The 19,649-nt window shown below is 65.6% G+C and carries 23 protein-coding genes; 15 read left to right on the top strand and 8 right to left on the bottom strand.

Going from position 1 to position 19,649, the window contains the following annotated elements; translation table 11 throughout:
* Nucleotides 1-42: 42 nt before the first annotated feature.
* Nucleotides 43-1,026, bottom strand: a complete 984-nt coding sequence (locus tag AC30CM_RS06190) for an SDR family oxidoreductase (protein ID WP_490115954.1) — start codon at nt 1,024-1,026, stop codon at nt 43-45.
* A gap of 61 nt (nt 1,027-1,087) precedes the next feature.
* Nucleotides 1,088-1,879 (bottom strand): SDR family NAD(P)-dependent oxidoreductase, encoded by a 792-nt coding sequence (locus tag AC30CM_RS06185; protein ID WP_490115953.1) that lies wholly within the window; start codon nt 1,877-1,879, stop codon nt 1,088-1,090.
* Between the two features lie 124 nt (nt 1,880-2,003).
* Between AC30CM_RS06185 and AC30CM_RS06180 the strand changes: the two genes are divergently transcribed.
* The 5 genes from AC30CM_RS06180 (at nt 2,004) to AC30CM_RS06160 (ending at nt 5,999) form a co-directional block, all read left to right on the top strand.
* Entirely contained in the window at nt 2,004-2,723 is a 720-nt protein-coding gene (locus AC30CM_RS06180) for a TetR family transcriptional regulator (RefSeq protein WP_490115952.1), read from the top strand.
* 306 nt (nt 2,724-3,029) lie between these two features.
* The gene (locus AC30CM_RS06175) at nt 3,030-3,836 is read left to right on the top strand and encodes an SDR family oxidoreductase (protein ID WP_490115951.1); all 807 of its coding nucleotides are present in this window, start codon (nt 3,030-3,032) and stop codon (nt 3,834-3,836) included.
* 52 nt (nt 3,837-3,888) lie between these two features.
* Nucleotides 3,889-4,770: a helix-turn-helix transcriptional regulator gene (locus tag AC30CM_RS06170; protein WP_490115950.1), complete on the top strand. Its 882-nt coding sequence runs from the start codon at nt 3,889-3,891 to the stop codon at nt 4,768-4,770.
* A 70-nt stretch (nt 4,771-4,840) separates the two neighbouring features.
* Nucleotides 4,841-5,506, top strand: a complete 666-nt coding sequence (locus AC30CM_RS06165) for a DedA family protein (protein ID WP_490115949.1) — start codon at nt 4,841-4,843, stop codon at nt 5,504-5,506.
* Nucleotides 5,507-5,579: 73 nt separating this feature from the next.
* Nucleotides 5,580-5,999 carry a nitroreductase family deazaflavin-dependent oxidoreductase gene (locus tag AC30CM_RS06160; protein ID WP_490115948.1) on the top strand — a complete coding sequence of 140 codons (420 nt, stop codon included), beginning with the start codon at nt 5,580-5,582 and terminating at the stop codon, nt 5,997-5,999.
* 100 nt (nt 6,000-6,099) lie between these two features.
* Here the strand turns inward: AC30CM_RS06160 and AC30CM_RS06155 are convergent, their stop codons facing one another.
* Entirely contained in the window at nt 6,100-7,044 is a 945-nt protein-coding gene (locus tag AC30CM_RS06155) for a TauD/TfdA dioxygenase family protein (protein WP_490115947.1), read from the bottom strand.
* Nucleotides 7,045-7,115: 71 nt separating this feature from the next.
* Between AC30CM_RS06155 and AC30CM_RS06150 the strand changes: the two genes are divergently transcribed.
* The 4 genes from AC30CM_RS06150 to AC30CM_RS06135 all read left to right on the top strand — a co-directional run bounded on the left by AC30CM_RS06150 (nt 7,116) and on the right by AC30CM_RS06135 (nt 11,242).
* A complete protein-coding gene (locus AC30CM_RS06150; RefSeq protein WP_490115946.1) occupies nt 7,116-7,697 on the top strand; it encodes a TetR/AcrR family transcriptional regulator in 582 nt (193 codons plus the stop codon).
* Between the two features lie 514 nt (nt 7,698-8,211).
* Nucleotides 8,212-8,652, top strand: a complete 441-nt coding sequence (locus tag AC30CM_RS06145) for a GNAT family N-acetyltransferase (protein ID WP_490115945.1) — start codon at nt 8,212-8,214, stop codon at nt 8,650-8,652.
* Nucleotides 8,653-9,342: 690 nt separating this feature from the next.
* Nucleotides 9,343-9,831, top strand: a complete 489-nt coding sequence (locus AC30CM_RS06140; protein ID WP_490115944.1) for a hypothetical protein — start codon at nt 9,343-9,345, stop codon at nt 9,829-9,831.
* A 772-nt stretch (nt 9,832-10,603) separates the two neighbouring features.
* On the top strand, nt 10,604-11,242 hold the full coding sequence (locus tag AC30CM_RS06135) for a DUF308 domain-containing protein (RefSeq protein WP_490115943.1): 639 nt from the start codon (nt 10,604-10,606) through the stop codon (nt 11,240-11,242).
* 252 nt (nt 11,243-11,494) lie between these two features.
* Here AC30CM_RS06135 and AC30CM_RS06130 read toward each other — a convergent pair whose 3' ends face one another.
* Nucleotides 11,495-11,974 carry a MarR family winged helix-turn-helix transcriptional regulator gene (locus AC30CM_RS06130; protein WP_490115942.1) on the bottom strand — a complete coding sequence of 160 codons (480 nt, stop codon included), beginning with the start codon at nt 11,972-11,974 and terminating at the stop codon, nt 11,495-11,497.
* Between the two features lie 122 nt (nt 11,975-12,096).
* Here AC30CM_RS06130 and AC30CM_RS06125 point away from each other — a divergent pair, with 122 nt between their 5' ends.
* Together AC30CM_RS06125 and AC30CM_RS06120 are read left to right on the top strand one after the other, a co-directional pair.
* On the top strand, nt 12,097-12,837 hold the full coding sequence (locus tag AC30CM_RS06125; RefSeq protein ID WP_490115941.1) for an SDR family NAD(P)-dependent oxidoreductase: 741 nt from the start codon (nt 12,097-12,099) through the stop codon (nt 12,835-12,837).
* A 46-nt stretch (nt 12,838-12,883) separates the two neighbouring features.
* Complete coding sequence (locus AC30CM_RS06120) at nt 12,884-13,939, top strand: SDR family oxidoreductase (RefSeq protein ID WP_490115940.1); 1,056 nt, start codon at nt 12,884-12,886, stop codon at nt 13,937-13,939.
* Between the two features lie 70 nt (nt 13,940-14,009).
* Here the strand turns inward: AC30CM_RS06120 and AC30CM_RS06115 are convergent, their stop codons facing one another.
* The gene (locus AC30CM_RS06115) at nt 14,010-14,579 is read right to left on the bottom strand and encodes an LOG family protein (RefSeq protein ID WP_490115939.1); all 570 of its coding nucleotides are present in this window, start codon (nt 14,577-14,579) and stop codon (nt 14,010-14,012) included.
* Nucleotides 14,580-14,817: 238 nt separating this feature from the next.
* Nucleotides 14,818-15,024 carry a pyridoxal-phosphate dependent enzyme gene (locus tag AC30CM_RS06110; RefSeq protein ID WP_490115938.1) on the bottom strand — a complete coding sequence of 69 codons (207 nt, stop codon included), beginning with the start codon at nt 15,022-15,024 and terminating at the stop codon, nt 14,818-14,820.
* A 102-nt stretch (nt 15,025-15,126) separates the two neighbouring features.
* Here AC30CM_RS06110 and AC30CM_RS06105 point away from each other — a divergent pair, with 102 nt between their 5' ends.
* The 4 genes from AC30CM_RS06105 to AC30CM_RS06090 all read left to right on the top strand — a co-directional run bounded on the left by AC30CM_RS06105 (nt 15,127) and on the right by AC30CM_RS06090 (nt 18,532).
* Nucleotides 15,127-15,852 (top strand): alpha/beta fold hydrolase, encoded by a 726-nt coding sequence (locus AC30CM_RS06105; protein ID WP_490115937.1) that lies wholly within the window; start codon nt 15,127-15,129, stop codon nt 15,850-15,852.
* The gene (locus AC30CM_RS06100) at nt 15,852-16,841 is read left to right on the top strand and encodes an alpha/beta fold hydrolase (RefSeq protein WP_490115936.1); all 990 of its coding nucleotides are present in this window, start codon (nt 15,852-15,854) and stop codon (nt 16,839-16,841) included. Before AC30CM_RS06105 ends, AC30CM_RS06100 begins: the two co-directional genes overlap by 1 nt.
* A gap of 166 nt (nt 16,842-17,007) precedes the next feature.
* Complete coding sequence (locus tag AC30CM_RS06095; RefSeq protein ID WP_490115935.1) at nt 17,008-17,388, top strand: hypothetical protein; 381 nt, start codon at nt 17,008-17,010, stop codon at nt 17,386-17,388.
* Nucleotides 17,389-17,392: 4 nt separating this feature from the next.
* Nucleotides 17,393-18,532, top strand: a complete 1,140-nt coding sequence (locus tag AC30CM_RS06090) for an acyl-CoA dehydrogenase family protein (protein ID WP_490115934.1) — start codon at nt 17,393-17,395, stop codon at nt 18,530-18,532.
* Nucleotides 18,533-18,564: 32 nt separating this feature from the next.
* Here the strand turns inward: AC30CM_RS06090 and AC30CM_RS06085 are convergent, their stop codons facing one another.
* Nucleotides 18,565-19,005 carry a cupin domain-containing protein gene (locus tag AC30CM_RS06085; RefSeq protein ID WP_490115933.1) on the bottom strand — a complete coding sequence of 147 codons (441 nt, stop codon included), beginning with the start codon at nt 19,003-19,005 and terminating at the stop codon, nt 18,565-18,567.
* A gap of 66 nt (nt 19,006-19,071) precedes the next feature.
* Nucleotides 19,072-19,590 carry a sigma-70 family RNA polymerase sigma factor gene (locus tag AC30CM_RS06080; protein WP_490115932.1) on the bottom strand — a complete coding sequence of 173 codons (519 nt, stop codon included), beginning with the start codon at nt 19,588-19,590 and terminating at the stop codon, nt 19,072-19,074.
* Nucleotides 19,591-19,649: the final 59 nt, after the last annotated feature.

Genomic DNA, 19,649 nt, shown 5'->3' with positions numbered 1-19,649 from the left:
ACCAGTGCGCACTCGTCTGGACCGCCGCGTGAATGAGACCTTCTATACGACGTCGTCCACTCGCCGCGACGCCACGACACGACGAGCGAATTGCTCGTAATTGGTTGGTGACCTTCGCAAAACCATCGGAAGATGGTCAAGATGGCCTGCCGGAAGTCCGTGGACGTCGTAGTACTTCATCATCTGCACGTACGTGTCCTGCGCTTCCGGCGACCAGCTTTGAAACCCTCGTGTGTTCGGTGCCGCGCGCAGTCCTCGAACGACGTGGGAGAGGGAACGCAATCTGGTCGACAGCAGTGATTTGACGATGGCAGGCCCGAAGGGACCCACCGCCGACAGCGGACTCGTCAGTGCTTGCGGGGGGATTCGTACGGCGACCATCGGATGACCGAGCACTCGGCCCCAGACTCGCGCCATGTCATGGCGGGTGAGTTCCACCGTCGACAGGTCATAGGTCTCGCCGATGTGATCCCCTGGGCGGGTCAGCACGTTCGCCGCCGCGGAGGCGACGTCGTCGACGTCGACCACGCCCATGCGGCTCTGCGGCGAGGTGGGGTACGGGAGCAGCCCCGCGCCGAAGAAGTTCCAGAAGTCCAGCACGTTCTGCATGTAGTGCGAGGGACGAAGCACGGTCACGGGCAGACCCGAGTCGTGCAGCATCGCTTCGACCTCGAGCTTCTGCCGATGATGCGGGAGTTCGGCGATGTCAGGGTGGATGACCGAGTGGAACACGACCTGATCGAGCCGTTCCGCCTTGGCAGCCGCGATCAGGCGTTCGGCCACGGGCACTTCGACGACTAGCTGGGTGGGGGCTGCATGGTAGATCTGCCGGGCTCCGCGCAGTGCGTTCTCCAGATCGCCCGGTCGCCGCAGGTCGCCGATCACGGTTTCGGCTGCCCCGTCTGCCCGCGATCGTCGCGCCTGGTCCTCGTTCTTGACGAACGCCCGCACGACTCGTCCGTTGGCGACGAGCTGTCGAACCAGAGGACGTCCGACACCGCCCGCTGCGCTGGTAACCAGGATCATGACGTGCTCCTACCTTCAGGATTCAACGGGACCGTCGTGCGATGAACGATGTTGGTGGTCTTCATTGCGGCCCCACCGATCGCAGCGACCGTGCAAGCGCGGGCATCAGCACACGCCGTGGGATCAGCCGTGCCAGCGCAGCGGTGATCGTGTTGCTGAGTCCCGACACGGCAGAGGGCGGCGTACGGCGACGATCAAGCGCTCGCAGGCCGGCCGCCGCGACCTGGTCGGCGGACTGCATGTGGCCCACCGCAGTGGCAGTTTCGCCGATCACGTCGAAGAACTCGGTGCGGGTGGGTCCCGGCGCGAACGAGAAGATCGTGACACCGTGTCGTCGTGTCTCGTACCAGAGCGATTGACTGAAGCTGAGGACGAACGCCTTGGCCGCAGCGTAGACGGCCAGGCTCGGCACCGGTTGATACGCAGTCGTGCTGGATACGTTCACGATGGCGCCCCGACGACGTCGGACCATGTCCGGCAAGAAGGCGTGGCAGAGGTCGACGACCGCTGCGACGTCGACGGCCAGCACGCGCGCGAAGTCTGCCGCGTCGCCCTCTATGAAGGCACCTTGAACGGCGAACCCAGCGCTGTTGATCAGGATGTCCACGTCACCGTCGACGAGCCGCCGCAATCGGGCTCCCGGGTGCTGGACCGATAGGTCGAAGGCCACCGAAGTGCACGAGACTCCATGTCGCGCCTCCAGTTCGTTGGACAGCAGGTCGAGCCGGTCCTGGCGGCGGGCGACCAGGACCAGGTCACAGCCGCGCGCAGCGAGTGCCTTCGCAAAGGCCTGTCCGATCCCCGAGCTTGCACCCGTCACCATCGCGCGCGCCGTTCGGTAGTCATTGCGCACGGCTGCCTCCAATGCGTGTCGGTGGCCCGAGGGCGATCACGGGGCCGCGAACGCCGCCTCCATGATGCGACTATTGCATTTCAAGTGCAATAGTCGCAAGTGGTGATGCTCGTACGATCGTCGAATGGCCGGTAGGTCGAGTCGTGGCGCCGCCGAACGGCAGGCGGCCGTCGAGCGAGTGCTCGGCGGCCAAAGTGCGTCGACGGTTGCCAAAGAGGTCGGTGTGCACGCTGCCACCGTGCACCGATGGGTCAGCGACGCGACCGCCGGCAGCACGGGGTCGCTTCCCACCGACCTGCGGTTGATGAACGCCACGCAGGAATTGCTCCGCGATCAGGACTACGGCCGGATAACGGTCGAGGAAGTTGCCCGTCACTCCGGTGTCGCGCTGCGAACGGCCTTCCACCACTTCGAGAGCAAGCGCGAACTCTTTCGCGCTGCGATCGACAACGCTGCCATGGTCCTTGTCGAGGCAATGCGTCACCACTACGAAGGCGCCCAATGGCCAACTGCACCGCTCCTGCAGTTGAGCACCTTCCTGCGGCTGTCGGCCGAAGCCATCTACGCCACACCGTCGGCGCACGTATTGTTCCGCGACCTGGGAGTTCCGCGCTCCGACTGTTTCGCCCAGCGTTGGCACGACACCTTCGAGCAGGCCGTCGAGCAGATCCTGGAGAGGTGCCGCGCAAGCGCGGCAATCGATCCTGACACCAACGTGCCGGCAGCGGCGCGAGAAATCACCGGCGCAATGCGCGGAATACACGCTGCAGTCTTCGACGGCGGCGACCCTGCACAAGCACTACGCATCATCGATCGCCTGCACCTCACCGTGGCAACGGGCTGAGCAGCGGGCCAACACCTCTCACCCCCCACCGGCACCGGATTGAAACTCGACCGCATGCACAGGCACGTCCCCCGACATTCGATTGGCTGATCTGTTCTTGGACCGCGCCTTTCACAGCCCGTCTTGGCGCCCGACGTTCAGGACGTGCCGGCCACCCCAGCACACCCGCAGTCGTTCATTCGGATGCATGATCAGCCGCCGTGCCGGTCGCCCTCGCGCTCCGAACGTCCATCGGCGCGGGGGCCTCGCAGTACCCGGCACACCGGGGTCTCCCGACCGCGGTGAGCCGCTGCCAGCGTGGAGAGGATGACGACCAACCGATCCTCCTCGCACACCGCACTTTTCGATCTGACGGGCAAGTACGCCGTCGTCACCGGGGGGACCAGGGGCATCGGGTTGATGATTGCTCGCGGTCTGCTGCAGGCAGGCGCGCGCGTGGTCATCAGCTCCCGCAGTGCGGACGCGTGCGCGGCGGCGCAGCAGCAGCTGTCCGCGTTCGGCGACGTCCGGGCGATCCCCGCCGACGTGTCGCAACACGCCGAGTGCCGACGCCTCGCCGACCTCGTGACGTCGGATTCGGAGCGCCTCGACATCCTCGTCAACAACGCGGGCGCGATGTGGCGCGAACCCTTGGCGACCTTCCCCGACGAAGCCTGGGACACGGTGCTCGACCTCAACCTCAAGGCGCCGTTCTGGTTGGTTCGGGCCCTGCTGCCCGCGCTGCTGGCGGCGGGCACCGCCGACGATCCCGCGCGGGTCGTCAACGTCGGCAGCATCGCCGCCATCCACGTCGCGCAATCGCCGAATTACTCCTACGCCAGCAGCAAGGCAGCGCTGCACCAGCTCACCAGGGTGCTGGCCCGGGAACTGGGCCCGCAGCACGTCACCGTCAACGCGGTCGCGCCGGGGGTGTTCCCCTCGCAGATGATGGACGCCACCATCGAGGCGATCGGCGACACCATCGCCGCCGCGGCTCCGCTGCGCCGGCTCGGTCGGGACGACGACATGGCCGGGGTGGCCGTGTTCCTCGCCAGCCGTGCCGGGTCCTACCTCACCGGTGCCGTCATCCCGGTCGACGGCGGCGTGGCCACGACCGCGACGGGCACGCCGTAGGGGGTTCCGGCAGGACCTCCCCGCTCCGTGGGCGCGCGCCTACCGTGAAGGCATGACCACCGTGGACCCGCGGACCGAGATCCGGGAATTCCTGCGTTCGCGACGCGCACGCATCGCCCCGGAGCAGGCCGGCCTAACGGCGTACGGCACGAACCGCCGGGTCGCGGGTCTGCGCCGGGAAGAGGTCGCGATGCTGGCCGGCGTCTCGGTCGACTACTACGTGCGTCTGGAGCGCGGCCGCCTCGCCGGGGCCTCCGACGGCGTGCTCTACGCCGTCGCCGCCGCCCTTCGACTCGACGACGCGGAGCGCGATCATCTCTTCCACCTCGCACGCCGATCGGGGGTCACCGCTCGACCACGTCGGCGCACGTCGGCGGTGACGGTGCGGCCGGCCCTGCAGCAGGTGCTCGACGCGCTCTCGGATGCACCCGCCTGGATCTGCAACGGACGCTACGACGTGCTCGCGACCAACTCGATGGCGCGTGCACTGTTCTCCCCGGTGCTGGTCGACTCGCACCCGGCGGCGAACACCGCGCGGTTCGTCTACCTGCGCCCCGAAGAGGCGCGCGACTTCTTCGTCGACTACGACCAGATCGCGCGGGACGTGGCGGCGAAGCTGCGGATGGAAGCCGGCCGCAACCCGCACGACGAGCAGTTGATCGCGCTGGTCGGCGAATTGTCCACGTGCAGTGAGGTGTTCGGACAACGGTGGGCGTCGCAGGACGTGCGACGGCACCGGTCGGGCCGCAAGCGGCTGCGGCATCCCGTGGTCGGCCGGCTCGACCTGGACGTCGAGTCGATGAACCTCCCCGACGAACCGACCCTGCACCTCACCGTCTACACCGCAGCCACCGGTACACCGACCGCCGACGGGCTCACGCTGCTGGCGTCGTGGGCGGCCTCGCGGCAGCTGCCGACGGACCGACCCGGCTGACCGTTCGGATGGTCGGCGCCGCGGGCCAGGACGGCAGCGACCTCCGGCGTGCATGGTGCATCCTCCTGTGATGACCGTCGATACGCTGCTGGCGACGATTCCGCCGACCGCCGTCTACGTCGTCGTGGCCCTCGTGATCGGCCTCGAGAGCCTCGGCATACCGCTGCCCGGGGAAATCGCCCTCGTCACCGCGGCACTGCTGGCCTCACGGCACACGCTGGACATCAATCCCGTGGCCGTCGGGGCGGCCGCCACGCTCGGCGCCGTCGTCGGCGACACCATCGGCTACACCATCGGCCGACGCTTCGGCATGTCGCTCTTCGAACGGTTGGGGCAACGCTTCCCGCGGCACTTCGGCGTCGGCCACGTGGCGCTGGCCAAGCAGTTCTTCACCCGATGGGGCGTGTGGGCGGTGTTCTTCGGGCGGTTCATCGCCCTGTTGCGGATCTTCGCCGGGCCGCTGGCGGGTGCGCTGCACATGCCCTATCCCCGTTTCCTGCTGGCCAACGCCACCGGCGGGCTCGTCTGGGCCGGTGGCACCACGGCGGTGGTCTACTACCTCGGCGTCGCGGCCGAACGGTGGCTCTCGCGGTTCTCGTGGGTCGCGCTCGTCTGCGCCGTGGTGATCGGTGTCGGCGCGACGCTGCTCCTGCGGCACCGCGCCGCCGACCGCCTCCGCGAGTTGGAACGCGAACACGACTGGGAGACGCTGCGCGCGCCGACGACTCGGACGTAGGAGACGTCAATGGCCGAGGGGCGGTGCGCCTTCCACACGTTCCTGCGCACCATCGATGAGTATCGTCAGGGGCGTGGCGATTGCTCCAGGAACCTGGCCCCGTCCTCTGCTGCGCGGAGTTCGCGTCTTCAACAAGTACGTGCTCAACCCGTTGATGCGTCCACTCGCCGGCCGAAAGAACGCGTACGCCGCGAGCATTCGACATACCGGCAGGAAATCGGGCAAACAGTACTCGACGCCAGTCGGAGCGCAGCGCACCCCTGAGGGGTACGTCATCCCGGTCGCGTACGGGACCCACGTGGACTGGTTGCAGAACGTGTTTGCCGCCGGCACGGCCACGTTATCGGTTGATGGCGTCACCCACGACGTGACCGAACCCGAGTTGATCGACGCGTCGAAGGCATTGCCCATGATCTCACCGAAGCAGGCAAGGACCTATGAGCGCGTCGGGATTCCGCAGTTCCTCAAAGTGAAACTCGTCGACCCGCGCTGAAGGGCCTTCCGAGTGTCGCGATGGGCGGCTGGATCGCGCCACTTCCGCGGCGGTCGCCTGCGTCACGTCGCCCGTCCCGGCGTCCCACCCCTGCGGGCCCCTAACGTGCAGGCGCGGGCCCGATGATCGATGCGCGTTCCATGATTCGAACCTGGGGCCAGTAGTCACTGGCCGCGTAGTGCTGTACCGCGCGGTTGTCCCAGAAAGCCACCGCATCGACCGACCACGTGAACCTGACCTGATGCTCGGGGTAGTCGGCGAACCTGCAGAGTCGGTCGAGCAGTTCGAGGCTCTCTGCTCGGTCTCGGCCCTCGAAATGGCTGACGAACGCCCGGTTGACGTACAGGTGCCTGCGACCGGTGACCGCGTGCGTGCAGACGACCGGGTGTCGCACCGGCGGGTGCGTGGCGCGCATTCTTGCCGCCTCCTCTGGGTTCAGGAGCGGCCCGAACGCGTGGGTGAAGTCGTGGATTGCGTACAGGTCGTCGATCTCCTCCTTGGTCTGCTCGTCGAGCGCGTCGTAGGCCGCGTACATGTCGGAGAACAAGGTGTCCCCGCCGATGTCGGGCACCGTGACGGCGTGCAGCATCGCTGCCATCGAGGGCAGTGGGCGCCAGGTGACGTCGTGGTGCCAAAGGTTTTCCACGCCGGACGTGTCGGCATTCTTCTCGAATCGCACGAGGGTGTCCTCGTCACCGCTCTTGGCGAGGACGGGATGGACCTCCAGGTCGCCGAAGCGCCTGGCGACGGCAGCGTGCCGTGAACCAGTCAGGTGTTGGTCGCGGAAGAACAGCACCTTGTACTTGTGCAGTGCACGGCGGATCTCGGCGATCACCGCCTCGTCGAGGGAGGGGTCGAGGTCGACGCCGGAGATCTCCGCCCCCAACGTCGCACCTATCTGCTTCGCGTGAAAGTGCTTCCACCGCAGTGCGGAAAGACGCTCTCGCTCGACGGCAAGATGCCCGAAGGGGCCTGCCACGACGGGAAAACCAGGCAGCACCGTGGGGTGTGGCGGTTCCGGCGCGGTCGGCAGAGTGGTCGTCATGACGGCTCCTCGTGGTCCGTGACCCTGGTGTAGTCGATCGACTACACCAACCTACACGCTAGCTTGGTCGGATGACCACGCCGCAGGAGGAGCCGCGCGCGGCCACCGGCTCCAGCCGGGCCGCCACCACCGCCAAGGTGCTGACGCATGCCGCGGACCTCTTTGCCGAGCGCGGGCCCGCAGCCACGTCGTTGCGCGACGTCGCCGCGAGGTCCGGCGTCAACCAGGGCTTGATCTTTCGGCACGTCGGCAACAAGGATCAGCTCGTCGGCGCGGTGCTCGACCACCTGGCCCGGGAACTCGATTCAGCCCGAGAGGCGTCCGCCGACCCGGCGATCATCGAGACGCTGATCGAACGTCAATGGAAGGTACTGGCGCGCAGCGTCCTCGACGGTTACGACCCGGGCGAGCTGCAACGGCAGTTCCCCACCGTTGCCACGCTGGTCGACCGCTTCCGGAACTGTCACGACAGCGAAGCCGACGCACGACTCGCCGTGGCGCACACCGTGGCACTAGGGCTGGGCTGGCGACTCTTCGGCCCGTTCGTGCGCGCCGCCGCCGGACTCGAGGACGTGCCGGAGGCGGAGCTGAAACGCGCGGTCGACCTCCAGGTCACCCGCCTTCTCACCGCTTCAGCCGACGACTCGACGTAGCCTCCGACCAGGCGAGGCCACTCTCATGTGCTGAAACGACAGTGCTGCATCCACCAGTTTCGTGCCACTCGGTCGTCGCCGGCGCCGCGTTCAGGTCCCGTGCGTGATGACGCGATCTGCAATACCGACCGTTATGAGACACTCCGCGAACTTGCGGCGGCGGCGCCGGAAGTTTTCAGCGAGGACGTTGACTGGCTCCACGAAGACGACGAAGGGGAGCACCCCGACCCTTAAAAGGCGATCGTATTCTGTTGTGCTGGAATCACTTTCATGTATTGCGCGATTGGGCGGCGGATGGATGCGCCACGGTGGCGACATCTAGCCGCCGGTGCACTAGCGACAGCGTCGTCGCCAGTTCAAGCAGCTGGGTGTCGGTCACCGCGCGTAGCGCATGCGGATCGTGGGCCACCGGGTTCCGGAACATGCCGCAAGCCCTCTGACGAGATTGGCAAAGCACCGAGATGCGGCCTCGACTCGAAGCCGGGGGAAAGGGCGGCCCGATCGAGGTCTCGCTGTGCCCAGCGACATCACCAATGACGCCGCTGTGCACAGCCTGCTCGCGCTGGCAGCCGGAGGCGGTCAGTCCCGCGTCGACGAGGCGGTCCGCCAGTATCGAGATGCCAGCAGCGCGAGGCTCCTCATCGCGACATTGGCGGGCGAAACGCTCGGCCTGGCCGGTTACAGGGTGATCGGCGACACCACGGTTGTCCTGTTGCACGTCGCCACGGCCCCCCACGCCCGGCGTATGGGGGTCGGTCGTCGGTTACTAGCGGAGGTTCGACGTGCCGCGCCACCTGAACTGCCGGTCATCGCCGAAACGGACCGCGACGCAGTCGGCTTCTACAGAGCCACGGGGTTCACGGTGGCCTCGCTCGGCGAGAAGTATCCGGGCGTAGAGCGATACCGCGTCGAACTTGACAGCGTAGTGCGGACCGACGGCCGAGACGGGATTTGATCGATCTCGAATCTCGAGTAAACGAGACAGTCTAAGTTAGCTGCGAAGTTAAACTCGAACTGTGCGAATCAGGGCAGCGATCGCCGGTGCCGGGCTGATCGGCGCCATGGCTGCAGCAGGATGTTCGAACTCGTCAGCTGAAGCGCCCCCACCGATTGCCACTGCGGTATCGGACGCGACGTGGACGGCCGGACCGTGGCCACTCACCGTCTCCGAGGGCGTGTTGAGGTGCCGGTATTCGTATCAGGTGACTTTCGCGGCTAACGGCGTGGAGTACGCCCTCAACAGTAAAGCAGTGCAGTCGGGTCAATTCGCAGACATCGGGGCCATCGCCCGTCCCCGCCCTCCCGGACCCCTGGGGTACGTGAGATCAACGGCGAGAGACAGCCCGTAGACGCAGGCCCTGATACCAGCGCGCTGATTTCCCGAGGACTGGATCTCTGCTCCTGAAGTACCCCGCCAACGGGCGAAGATGGGGGACCCGGCTCGTTGCGCGTCAGCTGCACGGATTTCCCAATCTTGCGCGGCGCGCCACCAGATTTGGGCGCTTCGCGACGCCAGGTACCGCGTGATCGCTCCGGATCTGCGTAGGTTCGGCGACAGCGACCGCCCACCACTGATCTCCGATTACACCGGAGCCGGTTCGAAATGCGTTCGACATCATCGCCTTTGTGCTGCGACGGTGTAGTCATGTCGTGGGACGTACCGGATCCGCCATGGCGGTTCGCCGTACCGGATCGATCATGGCGGTTCGCCGTCGACGGCGACCCACCGGCTGATCTCCCCGCCCCGTGGGCCACCGCCACCCGCGCGGTAACCCGCGACCTCGCCTGTCGCCGGCACGGTCGTCCGATCACCTTCGCCAACGTGTTGTGGTGTTTCCAGGTGTCCGACGAATGGATAGCAGTGGGCTTCGATACACGCGGTGAGGCCGACGTCAGTGTGTATCAACGCTGCGTGGACTACCGGCTCGACACCTCGCCTACGCAGGCACTGGTGTGGCTGGCTTACGACGTTCAGTACGAATTGACCGGCTCTGAGTTCGTGCAGTGGCCTATCGCCGGTCAGCGCATCTTGGATCCGCGCATCGTCGACGACCGCGCAGTGTGGGTGGAGCCCGCCACCAATACCGTCACAGCGCCCATCGGTGAACTGTGCCCAGACCCCAATGACCTCTGAGCCGAGACAGGATCTGAGCCGTCCACATTCTCTAGATCTGAGACCGCCTGGATCTCGTCCGGGTTTGCGACACACCATCGTTTAACTCCCCACCTTGGAAGCGTGAGGAGCGACGGCGACGACACCTCGGAGCCGCTGACACGCTGCTTTGGTCAACTACCCGACCTCGTTGTGCCCGATGACTTCGATGTCCACTACGACGATCTGGCGTCAGAGTTCAACAGAGACACCGCAAATGCAGAACAGCGGGCTGCGCGGGACCGCTATGCGCGTGTGAAACGCGGTTGCGGAGCTTGCGGAGGTCGCGCATTTAGTCACCCGTGCCGTAGCCCCGCGAGTCCTGTTTGAAGCTCGGGAATCCCCCATGCAGGCAGTTGCGCCACAAATCTCGTCGAGGCTGCAGGTTCACCTTGTTTTGAACCGGATTTCCGTTCGGGTCCACCCAGCTTGCGTTGAACTTCTCCGGTAGAAGGCTGGCCCAGGTTTCAAACATCACGTGCGCCACCAGGTCAACGTGGGTGATCGCGTCACCGTGCCGTGGATGGCCCGCCGGCCTAGATCGGCGCGATAGGTCTGCTGCCTTAAACAGCTTGTGACGCGTCGTGGTGAACACCGCCGGTCCGGACAGTTACTGGCGCCGACTGAATCAACTACATCGCCCACATTCCGTCTCGCATCCCGATGTCCCCAGATCTGGCCCATCGCAGCGGTGTAGTCGATCGACTACATTCAGTGTAGGTTGCGTGTAGTCACACGACTACACGCATGCGGCGTGACCGCGCCGAGCCGGCGCGGCCGTTCGTTGCGCCTTCTACGGACCCAGGAGAAACACATGACGGAAACGGTTGACCACACGCTCGACCTGGCCGAGAGCAACGCGTGGCTCAAGCGCTACTACCTCACCCGTGCCGGCTTCTCCGTCGTGTGGGTGGCGGCAGCGTTCGGCTTGGCCGACGGTCCGGCCACGCTCGTCGCCGCGCTCCTCGTGATCTACCCGGCGTGGGATGCGATCGCCAATGTCGTTGATGCACAGCACAACGGTGGACTTCGAAGCAACCCGACACAAGCGTTCAACCTGGTGGTCAGCACCGTGACGACGGTCGCCGTCATCGTCGCGCTCACCCAGGGCATGAATGCCGTCCTCGGAGTCTTCGGGGTGTGGGCGGGCCTGACGGGTCTGTTGCAGTTGGCCACCGCCGCAAGGCGCTGGAAGCGTAGCGGCGGGCAATGGCCCATGATCCTCAGTGGCCTCCAGTCGACCGCTGCCGGAGTGGGATTCGTCGCCAAGGCCCAAGCAGACGCCGCGCCCCAGATCACCGTCATCGCTCCGTACGCCGCGTTCGGCGCGTTCTACTTCCTGATCGCGGCAATCTGGCTGATCGTCGTCGAATCGCGGCGCCGACACGCCTGAATCCCCCAAGGACCTGGCCGTCGACCGTCACCGTCGACCAGCGCCCCGTCTCGATCGTGATGTAGACGAAAGTGTCGAGAACGTCGCCCTGGCTCCGTCCCAGGGGCGACGGCGGCCAGAATGAGCCGCCGCTGAGCCGAAGAAGTACACCGTCGCGCTCGGATGAACCCCCGCAGCCATGATGGGAGCGAAGATGGAGCCGAGCACCCGGTGGACGGCCTCGCCGCCGTCGCTGCGGCGGATGTCGTCGTGCTAGCTGTCGATGTCAAGGGCCGGCGCGAGGTCTACGGCTTGTTCCAGTAGCCGAAGCAGACGTTGATAGTCGTTGTCCGACATCGCATTCCGTAGAGCGGCTTCGACGTGCCGTGCCAGTTCGTGTGCCTGATCGGCGCGTGTGACCCCGAGTTCGGTCAGCGAGATGAGCATGACGCGGGCGTGATCTGGGGACGGGTGACGCGTCACCAGCCCCTTGACCTCCAGGTTCTTGACGATCCCCGTCATGGTCTGTGATGTGACGAGCGCTTCGCGCGCGAGGTGGGTGGCCGACTTCGGTACGCCGTCGGCGAGCAGGGTGAGGACCTTGCACTGCGATTCGGTGAGGTCGAGAGCACGCACGGCTGCAGACTTGCGAGCTACGAGCGCATTGTCGAGAAGTTTCAGTCGATAGGCCAACGCACCCACTGACTCCGGGTCTCCGAGGGCCACCTCGGACTCGTCGAGCTCGGTCTGCACCGTGCCACCTCCGGTCGTTTCAGGTTCCTGCATCAACAACGGTACGCGGGGCAGGGAATGCGCCCGCTTAGTTGAAGGTTCCTTCAATAGTCCAGCACCCGTTCAATGACAAGGAGACTGAGATGGCTGGGTTATCAGGAAGGACCGCCCTGGTCACCGGCGCCACCGCCGGTATCGGACGCGCCATCGCACTGCAACTGGCCGCCGCAGGCGCAGGCGTCGTGCTTCACGGGCGCAGCCCCGCGCGCGGCCGCGAAGTCGTCGACGAGATCACTGCCGCCGGTGGCCGGGCCCGATTCGTCGGAGCCGACCTCGGCGACGGCTACGACGTCGAACGACTGGCCGCCGAGGCTGGCGATGTCGACATTCTGGTCAACAACGCCGGCGTCTACCAGTTCCTGACGACCGCGCAGATGAGTGACGAACGCTTCGCCCTGCACATGGACCTCAACACTCGGGCTCCGTACTTATTGGTAAAGGCCCTCGCCCCGGGCATGGCGCGTCGAGGCCGCGGATCCATCGTCAACATCAGCACCCTGGCCGCAACCGTGCCCACCACCGGCACCGGCATGTACGCCGCGTCCAAGGCGGCCCTCGAACAGCTCACCCGAGTGTGGGCGGCCGAATACGCCGACAAAGGGATACGCGTCAACGCCGTCGCACCCGGCCCGACCCGCTCGGCCGGCACCGACGACATGGACCCGGTGACGTTGAAGTCCATCGCCGACACCACCGCGATGGGACGCATCGCCGAACCCGAGGAAATCGCCGCACCCGTGGTGTTCCTCGCCTCCGACGAGGCCAGCTACATCACCGGCGTCGTCCTCGAAGTAGCCGGAGGCCGCCGTGCCCTCGCCGACTAACCCCACTACGAAAACACCCCACACCACCAACAAAGAAGGACACAGCATGACCGCCCACACCAAGACCGCCCTGATCATCGGCGCCACCGGCGTTGTCGGCACCACACTCGTCGAAGAACTGCAATCCCAGGGTGACTGGCAGATCATCGGCCTGTCCCGCCGCGGCGGGACCGACAGCCCAGACACCCGCTACATCTCGGTCGACCTGCTCGACGCCGACGACACCCGCGCCAAACTGGGTGACCTCACCGAGGTCACACACATCTTCTTCAGCGGGTTCATCGCCGCGCCGACCTGGGCCGAAATGGTGGCCCCCAACCTGGCGCTGCTCACCAACGTCGTCGACGTCGTCGAACCGATCGCCACTGACCTGCAGCACATCAGCCTGATGCAGGGCTACAAGGTCTACGGCGCCCACCTCGGCCAGTTCAAGACCCCGGCCAAGGAATCCGACGGCACCCATGCCTCCCCGGAATACAACATCGAACAGCAGAAGTATGTCGTCGAACGCCAGAAGGGCAAGAGCTGGACCTGGTCGGCCATCCGGCCCTCGGTCGTGGGCGGATCGGCCATCGGCACGCCGATGAACCTGGCGCTGGTCATCGGCGTCTACGCGGCCATCTCCAAGGAACTCGGTGTGCCGCTGCGTTTCCCCGGCAAGCCCGGCGCCTACCACACCCTCATGGAGATGACCGACGCCTCGCTGCTGGCCAAGGCGACCGTGTGGGCCGCCACCAACCCCCGCAGCGGCGCCGACGAGTACAACGTCGCCAACGGTGACTTGTTCCGGTGGAACCAGCTCTGGCCGGCGATCGCGAAGTACTTCGACATCGAAGTCGGTGACCCGCTGCACTTCTCGCTTACCGAAGCCATGGCAGGCCACGACGACCTCTGGGACCGCATGGCGCAGAAGTACGGCCTGAAGTACACCTACGACGAGGTATCCACCTGGCCGTTCGGTGATCACGTCTTCGGTTACGACTACGACTTCTTCGCCGATTCCTCCAAGATCCGCCGAGCCGGCTTCCATGAGTACATCGACACAGAGGAGATGTTCCGCAACCTGTTCGACGACCTCCGGGCGCAGAAGATCATCCCCTAACCGCCCAACACCCCGAGAGGACACCGTGGTTGCCGTTGCCGACCCCGGTCGGCAACGGCAACCACGGTATTCACCCGACCAGTCGATCGCGGAGCCAGCTGCGAACATCACCCACCGAATCCAGGAAAGTCACCAAATTGCGATCCTCCTCGCTGACGAAACCTGATGCGACGCAATGAGCGATCATCGCGCGCAACGGCTGAAAGTACCCCGCGACATCGACCACCGCGATCGGCTTGTCGTGCAACCCCAACTGCGCCCACGTCAGCACCTCGAAGAACTCCTCGAAGGTCCCCAACCCGCCCGGCAACACCACGAACCCATCCGACAAGTCGTGCATCAACTTCTTGCGCTCGTGCATCGACCCCACCACCCGCAGATCGTCCAGATCAGGACGCGCCATCTCTCGCTGCACCAGATCACGCGGAATGACGCCCACGACACGACCCCCGGCCCGCAGCATCGCCTCCGACAATGCACCCATCACCCCGACACCACCCGCGCCGTACACCAGGCCGAGGTCCTCACCAGAGAGAACCTCAGCCAACTCACGCGCTGCGTCGACGAACACCCGCCGATTCCCCTCTGAAGCACCACAAAACACACAGACGGCTGCGCTTCGCCCTTGGCCATCGATCATCAGGCGAGCCTAAAGGGCCGATGCATGTCACCGTCTACACCGCAGTTTCCGGTACACCGACGCCCACGGGCTCACACTGCTGGCGCCGTCGGTGGCCTCCCAGCAGCTGCCGACGGACCGGTCCGGCTGCCCGTGCGCGTCGCGTAGCGGGCCAAGACGACGTTGATGACGGACCGAATTCGGTCCGTCGGTGCAGCTCATCCGCACGTTCGATGCGGGATCCGGTGCTGCCACCGGTCTATTCCACGACCGGCTGTCCTGGAGCGAGCCGGCCGTCGGCCTCCTCGACGGCGATCATCGTCAGCGCCATGCGGTCTTTGTACGAGCCGGTGGGGTTCGCGGCCTCCATCTTGACCCAGACCTCTGCGCTCTCGGCGCCTCCGAGCGTTCCCAGCCGCACTAGAGGGGTGTTGCCGATGGCGTGGAGCCCCGCAGCGTCAGTCATGAGCGGCGATGCTACGCCCGACCGGTGGGCCGCGCACGCATGAATGTAGTTGGTGCATCCTGCGTTACACGCTGAGGAGAACAAGTCATGGAGAGGATGCGCATGCCCACGTTCGTCCTAGTGCACGGCGCCAGTCATGACGGCACCGCCTTCGATGCGGTGCTCGCACGCCTTGTCGAGCTCGGGCATCAGGCCCATGCACCTACTGTGGCCGGCCACGGCAAGAATGCAGACAAGCGGGTGTCGCTTGCGCAGTCGGTCACCTCGGTTGTCGACTACATCACCGAACGTGACCTCAGTGACGTCATTCTGCTCGGCCACAGCGTCGGGGGCACCCTGGTCGCCAAGGCTGCCGAGGTGGTCCCCGATCGCATCCGGCGCCTGGTGTTCTGGAGCGCCATCGTGCCTGACATCGGCGAGAGTGTGATGGATGTGTGGCCGCCGCACGCCCGGCAGATCTTGGGTGAGCTGGCAGCCAAGTCCGGCGACAACACCGTGATGATGCCGTTCGCCCTGTTCCGGGAAACGTTCATGAACGACGCCGGACTGGAAACCGCGCAGTGGGTATACAACAGACTGTCGCCGCAGCCCTACAGCATGTTGACAGAGCCCGTCGATCTGACCGCGTTCCACAAGCTGACCATCCCGCGCAGTTGGCTCATGGGCACCGAGGACATCGCGCTGCCACCCGGTGAGTGGGGATGGCACCCGAGACTGTCCGCCCGTCTGGGTGTCTACCGGTTGGTGCAGTTACCGGGCGGGCACGAGTTGATGTACACCAACCCAGTCGGGTTGGCGGAGAAGATCATCGAGGCAGGACGCGACTGATGGAACCACTGACACGCCGCGCCTTCGCCACCGGGCTGGGCTTGACGATCGCCGCCTCGACCCTGCCGGGTAGCGCCGGCGCGGCGCCGCAAGCCGGCACCTTCACCGCACTTCATCAGGTTCAGGCCGGCGTCCTCGACGTCGGCTACGCCGAAGTGGGACCACCCGACGGGCCGGTGGTGATCCTGCTCCATGGTTGGCCCTACGACATCCACAGCTTCGTCGAGGTGGCTCCGCTGCTCGCCGCGCGCGGCTACCGAGTGCTGATCCCCTATCTGCGTGGCTTCGGCTCCACAAGGTTCCTCTCGGAGTCCGAGATGCGAACTGCGCAACAGGCCGCGCTGGCCCAGGACGCCGTCGACTTCATGGACGCACTTCAGATTGATCGCGCGATCTTCGCTGGTTTCGATTGGGGTGCCAGGGTCGCCGACTGCGTTGCCGTGGTGTGGCCGGAACGCTGTGTGGGACTGGTATCGGTCAGCGGGTATCTCATCGTCAACCTCGCTGCCAACCTCCGTCCCTTGTCGCCGGCCGCCGAGCTTGGATGGTGGTATCAGTACTATTTCGCCACCCAGCGCGGCGAGGATGGTTATCGCGCCAACACCCGCGACTTCAACGAGCTCATCTGGCGGCAGGCATCACCGCTGTGGAACTTCGACACCGCGACCTTCGATCGCAGCGCGACGGCCTTCGATAACCCCGATCACGTGCAGATCGTGATCCACAATTACCGGTGGCGCCTGAGCTTGGCCGACGGCGACCCCCGATACACCGAATTGGATCGGCTTCTGGGCGCCAGCCCTACCATCGCAGTGCCCACCATCACGATCGGCAGTGACTTCGACGGCCCGAACAAGAATGGGCAGGCTTACCGCGGCATGTTCACCGGGCCATACTCGCACCGAGTGCTCGACAGAATTGGGCACAACGTGCCCCAGGAAGCGCCGGCAGCCTTCGCCGACGCCGTGACCGCGGTGCACGCCATGTGAGCACGGCGTAGCGGCGGCCAACCTCTCCTTCGAACAATCCTGCTGCGCGCATGCGATCCGGGGCCGCTGCGTTGTAGAGAACAGACGCCCCAACCGACGCGAAGGTGACACCCGAATGCCCGTTGTCCGTTTCCACATCGACTCCCGCTGGGACCCGGCTCAGGTGATGTCCGTCCTCACCGATTTCAGCCCGCGACGAGCGCAGATGTGGCCGACCATCGATTCCGAACACTTCGAGGTACACAGCCTGGGCGACACTTGGGCAGAAGTCACCGAGGGAACCGCGTCGGCGTGGGAGCGAGCACGCTACGACTGGAATGACGCCGACGGAACGGTCACGGTCACCACACACGATTCGAAGGTGTTCGGCCCCGGCGGCGGTTGGTTGTTTCGCCTCACACCCGCACCCGGAGGTGGCACCCGCATCGAGGTCGAGCTGACCCGACAGCCCGCCGGTTTCACACGCAAGGCGCTGGCGGCGTTGCTGCCTGTGGCCGCACCCGCCACGTTGAAGAAGTCGTTCGCCGGGCTACTGGGAGCCCGGTAGGTCGATGATGACGACACCTCAACTCGGCGCCACCGACCTTCCCGCCGCATTGCGCGCCGTCATCGAGGCTGATGCCACCGAAGCCGAGGCGCAGGGCAACATGACTACCCGCGTGTGCACTGCGTTGCGTGACGCCGGCGCCTTCCGGCTCCTCACACCGCGCGAATTCGGCGGCTGGGAAACACCTTTGACTACCGCACTGACCGTATACGAACAGTTCGGCCGCATCGACGCCTCGACCGGTGCGCTGGTCTGGAATCTCAACATGGGCTTCGTCGCCGCGCTGCTGCCCGACAGCGGAGCGCGCCGGATCTTTGCCGGCACTCAAGAACCACTGCTGGCCAACTCCGGGACACCCGGAACCGCCGAACGCGTCCGCGGTGGATACCGGCTCTCCGGCCGTTGGCCCATCGTCAGCGGCGTCGATTACGCAGACTGGGTGTTGCTGGCCGTGATCATCACCGAGAACGGCACACCCGTGACCGGCGAGGACGGCATGCCGCAGCCTTGGTTCGTCATGGCCCACCGCGAGCAGTTCAGCATTGACTTCACCTGGGATGTCACGGCGATGAGGGCTACCGGCAGCAACGGCGTGGTGGTCGATAATGCGTTCATCGCTGAGGACTTGGCGGCGCCGCTCGCCGGCGCGCCGGTGATCAACCGTGCGCTCTACCGGGGTTACCTGCCCTCGATCGTGTTCCCGGGCTGTTCGGCGGTGCTGCTGGGCGTCACTACCGCGGCGCTAGACGAACTCGTCACGGTGGTCACCGCCAGAAAAGTAGCCGACAATCCGCGCGTTCAGTACCTGGTCGCGAAGTCTGACGCTCAACTCTCGGCGGCGCGTTTGCTCCTGCACGACGCAGCTGGTTCGCTGCAGGAATCTGCGCAGGCTGCGGCGACGGTAACGACGAGCCAACGGGCCCGACTGCGTGCAGCGATGAGCAACGTCGCCGAGGTCTGCACGGAGATCTTCGTGACGGCCTACCGCCTCGCAGGGTCGGCGGCGCTCTACCGCTCGCACAGGCTCGAAGGGCTGTGCCGCGACGGAATGGCGTTGGCCCAGCACGCACTTCAATCCGACCAGTATCTCGAAATCGCCGGTCGAGTTCATCTGGGTCTGGATGCGGGCCTACCGATGTACTGACCGGCGCCCGTTGAGTGGAGCCGCGCCGCGAGTCACTGGAGCTCCTGGCCTGTCTCAGGCACCGGCGTGGTCAATGCGGCACCGGCATCGACGATCCAGGTGACGATTGCGCGCGCTTCGACCGGGCCCGTGTTCTGGGAGATGTGCGGGTGATCGCGTGTGGTTACGAACGTTTCGCCGGGACCATAGGTACGTGGGGGCTCACCGTCTTTGATGATCTCCAGCTCCCCGCTGAGGACGTAGCCGCTTTCAACGCCGTGGTGGATGTGATGTCCCGCTGAGGATCCCGGGGGGAAGATCACCAGGCCGGTGACTGCGTTCTGTGGCACCGGCGCTTCGATCGCGGTGGTCTGCAGGATGTCTCGGACCACTTCCTGACCGGTGGCCGGTTCTGCGTTGCTGACCGCGCAACCCGGCGCCAACAGTGACACCCATGCAGTCAGAGCGGCCAATGGTGTTCGTACGCTGCGCATTCGATTCTCCTCAAGGACTATTGGACTCTCGCTGTCATATAACGTGCCGTCGCGATGCGGCATTCATTACGCGCTGATGGTCCTGCGCAGCTGAGAACGACCACGATGCAACCGCGACATCACCGTTCCGACGGGCAGATCCAAGGCCTTGGCGATGTCCTTGTGCGGGAGGTCGCGGTAGTAGGCGAGAAATACCACTGCGCGCACGCCCTCGTCGAGACCCATCAGTGCCGCGCGCAGGTCGGTGTCGATGAACAGCTCCAACACCACGTCGTCGGCGGCCAGCAACTGCTCGTCACTGCAAGTGCCCAACAGGACTTCACCTGGACGGCAGCTTCTACTGCGGTTGACGCTGATCCAACGGTTCTGCATAATCTGAAACAGCCACGCCTTCAAGTTGGTCCCCGGCCGGTAGGAATGGAATCCTCGGTAAGCCAGCAGCATGGTCTCTTGCAGCAGGTCTTCGGCATCGTGCGAATTGCGGGTCAACTGCCGCGCTCGGCCCGACAGCCGCGGCAGAAGCGGCACCACGTCGCGCTGATACTGCTCAGCGAGTTCGGGGAGGGTGTCGAGATCCTGCGGCATGGATTGACGATCCCGCACAGACGAAGCCGTCCGCATCCGCCATCACGCTGGTCACCGAT

This window comes from Mycobacterium sp. DHQP2018-32-09 (assembly GCF_058148405.1).
Note: the sequence above shows the minus strand (reverse complement) of the source record. Positions and strands in the feature narration are given on the sequence as shown.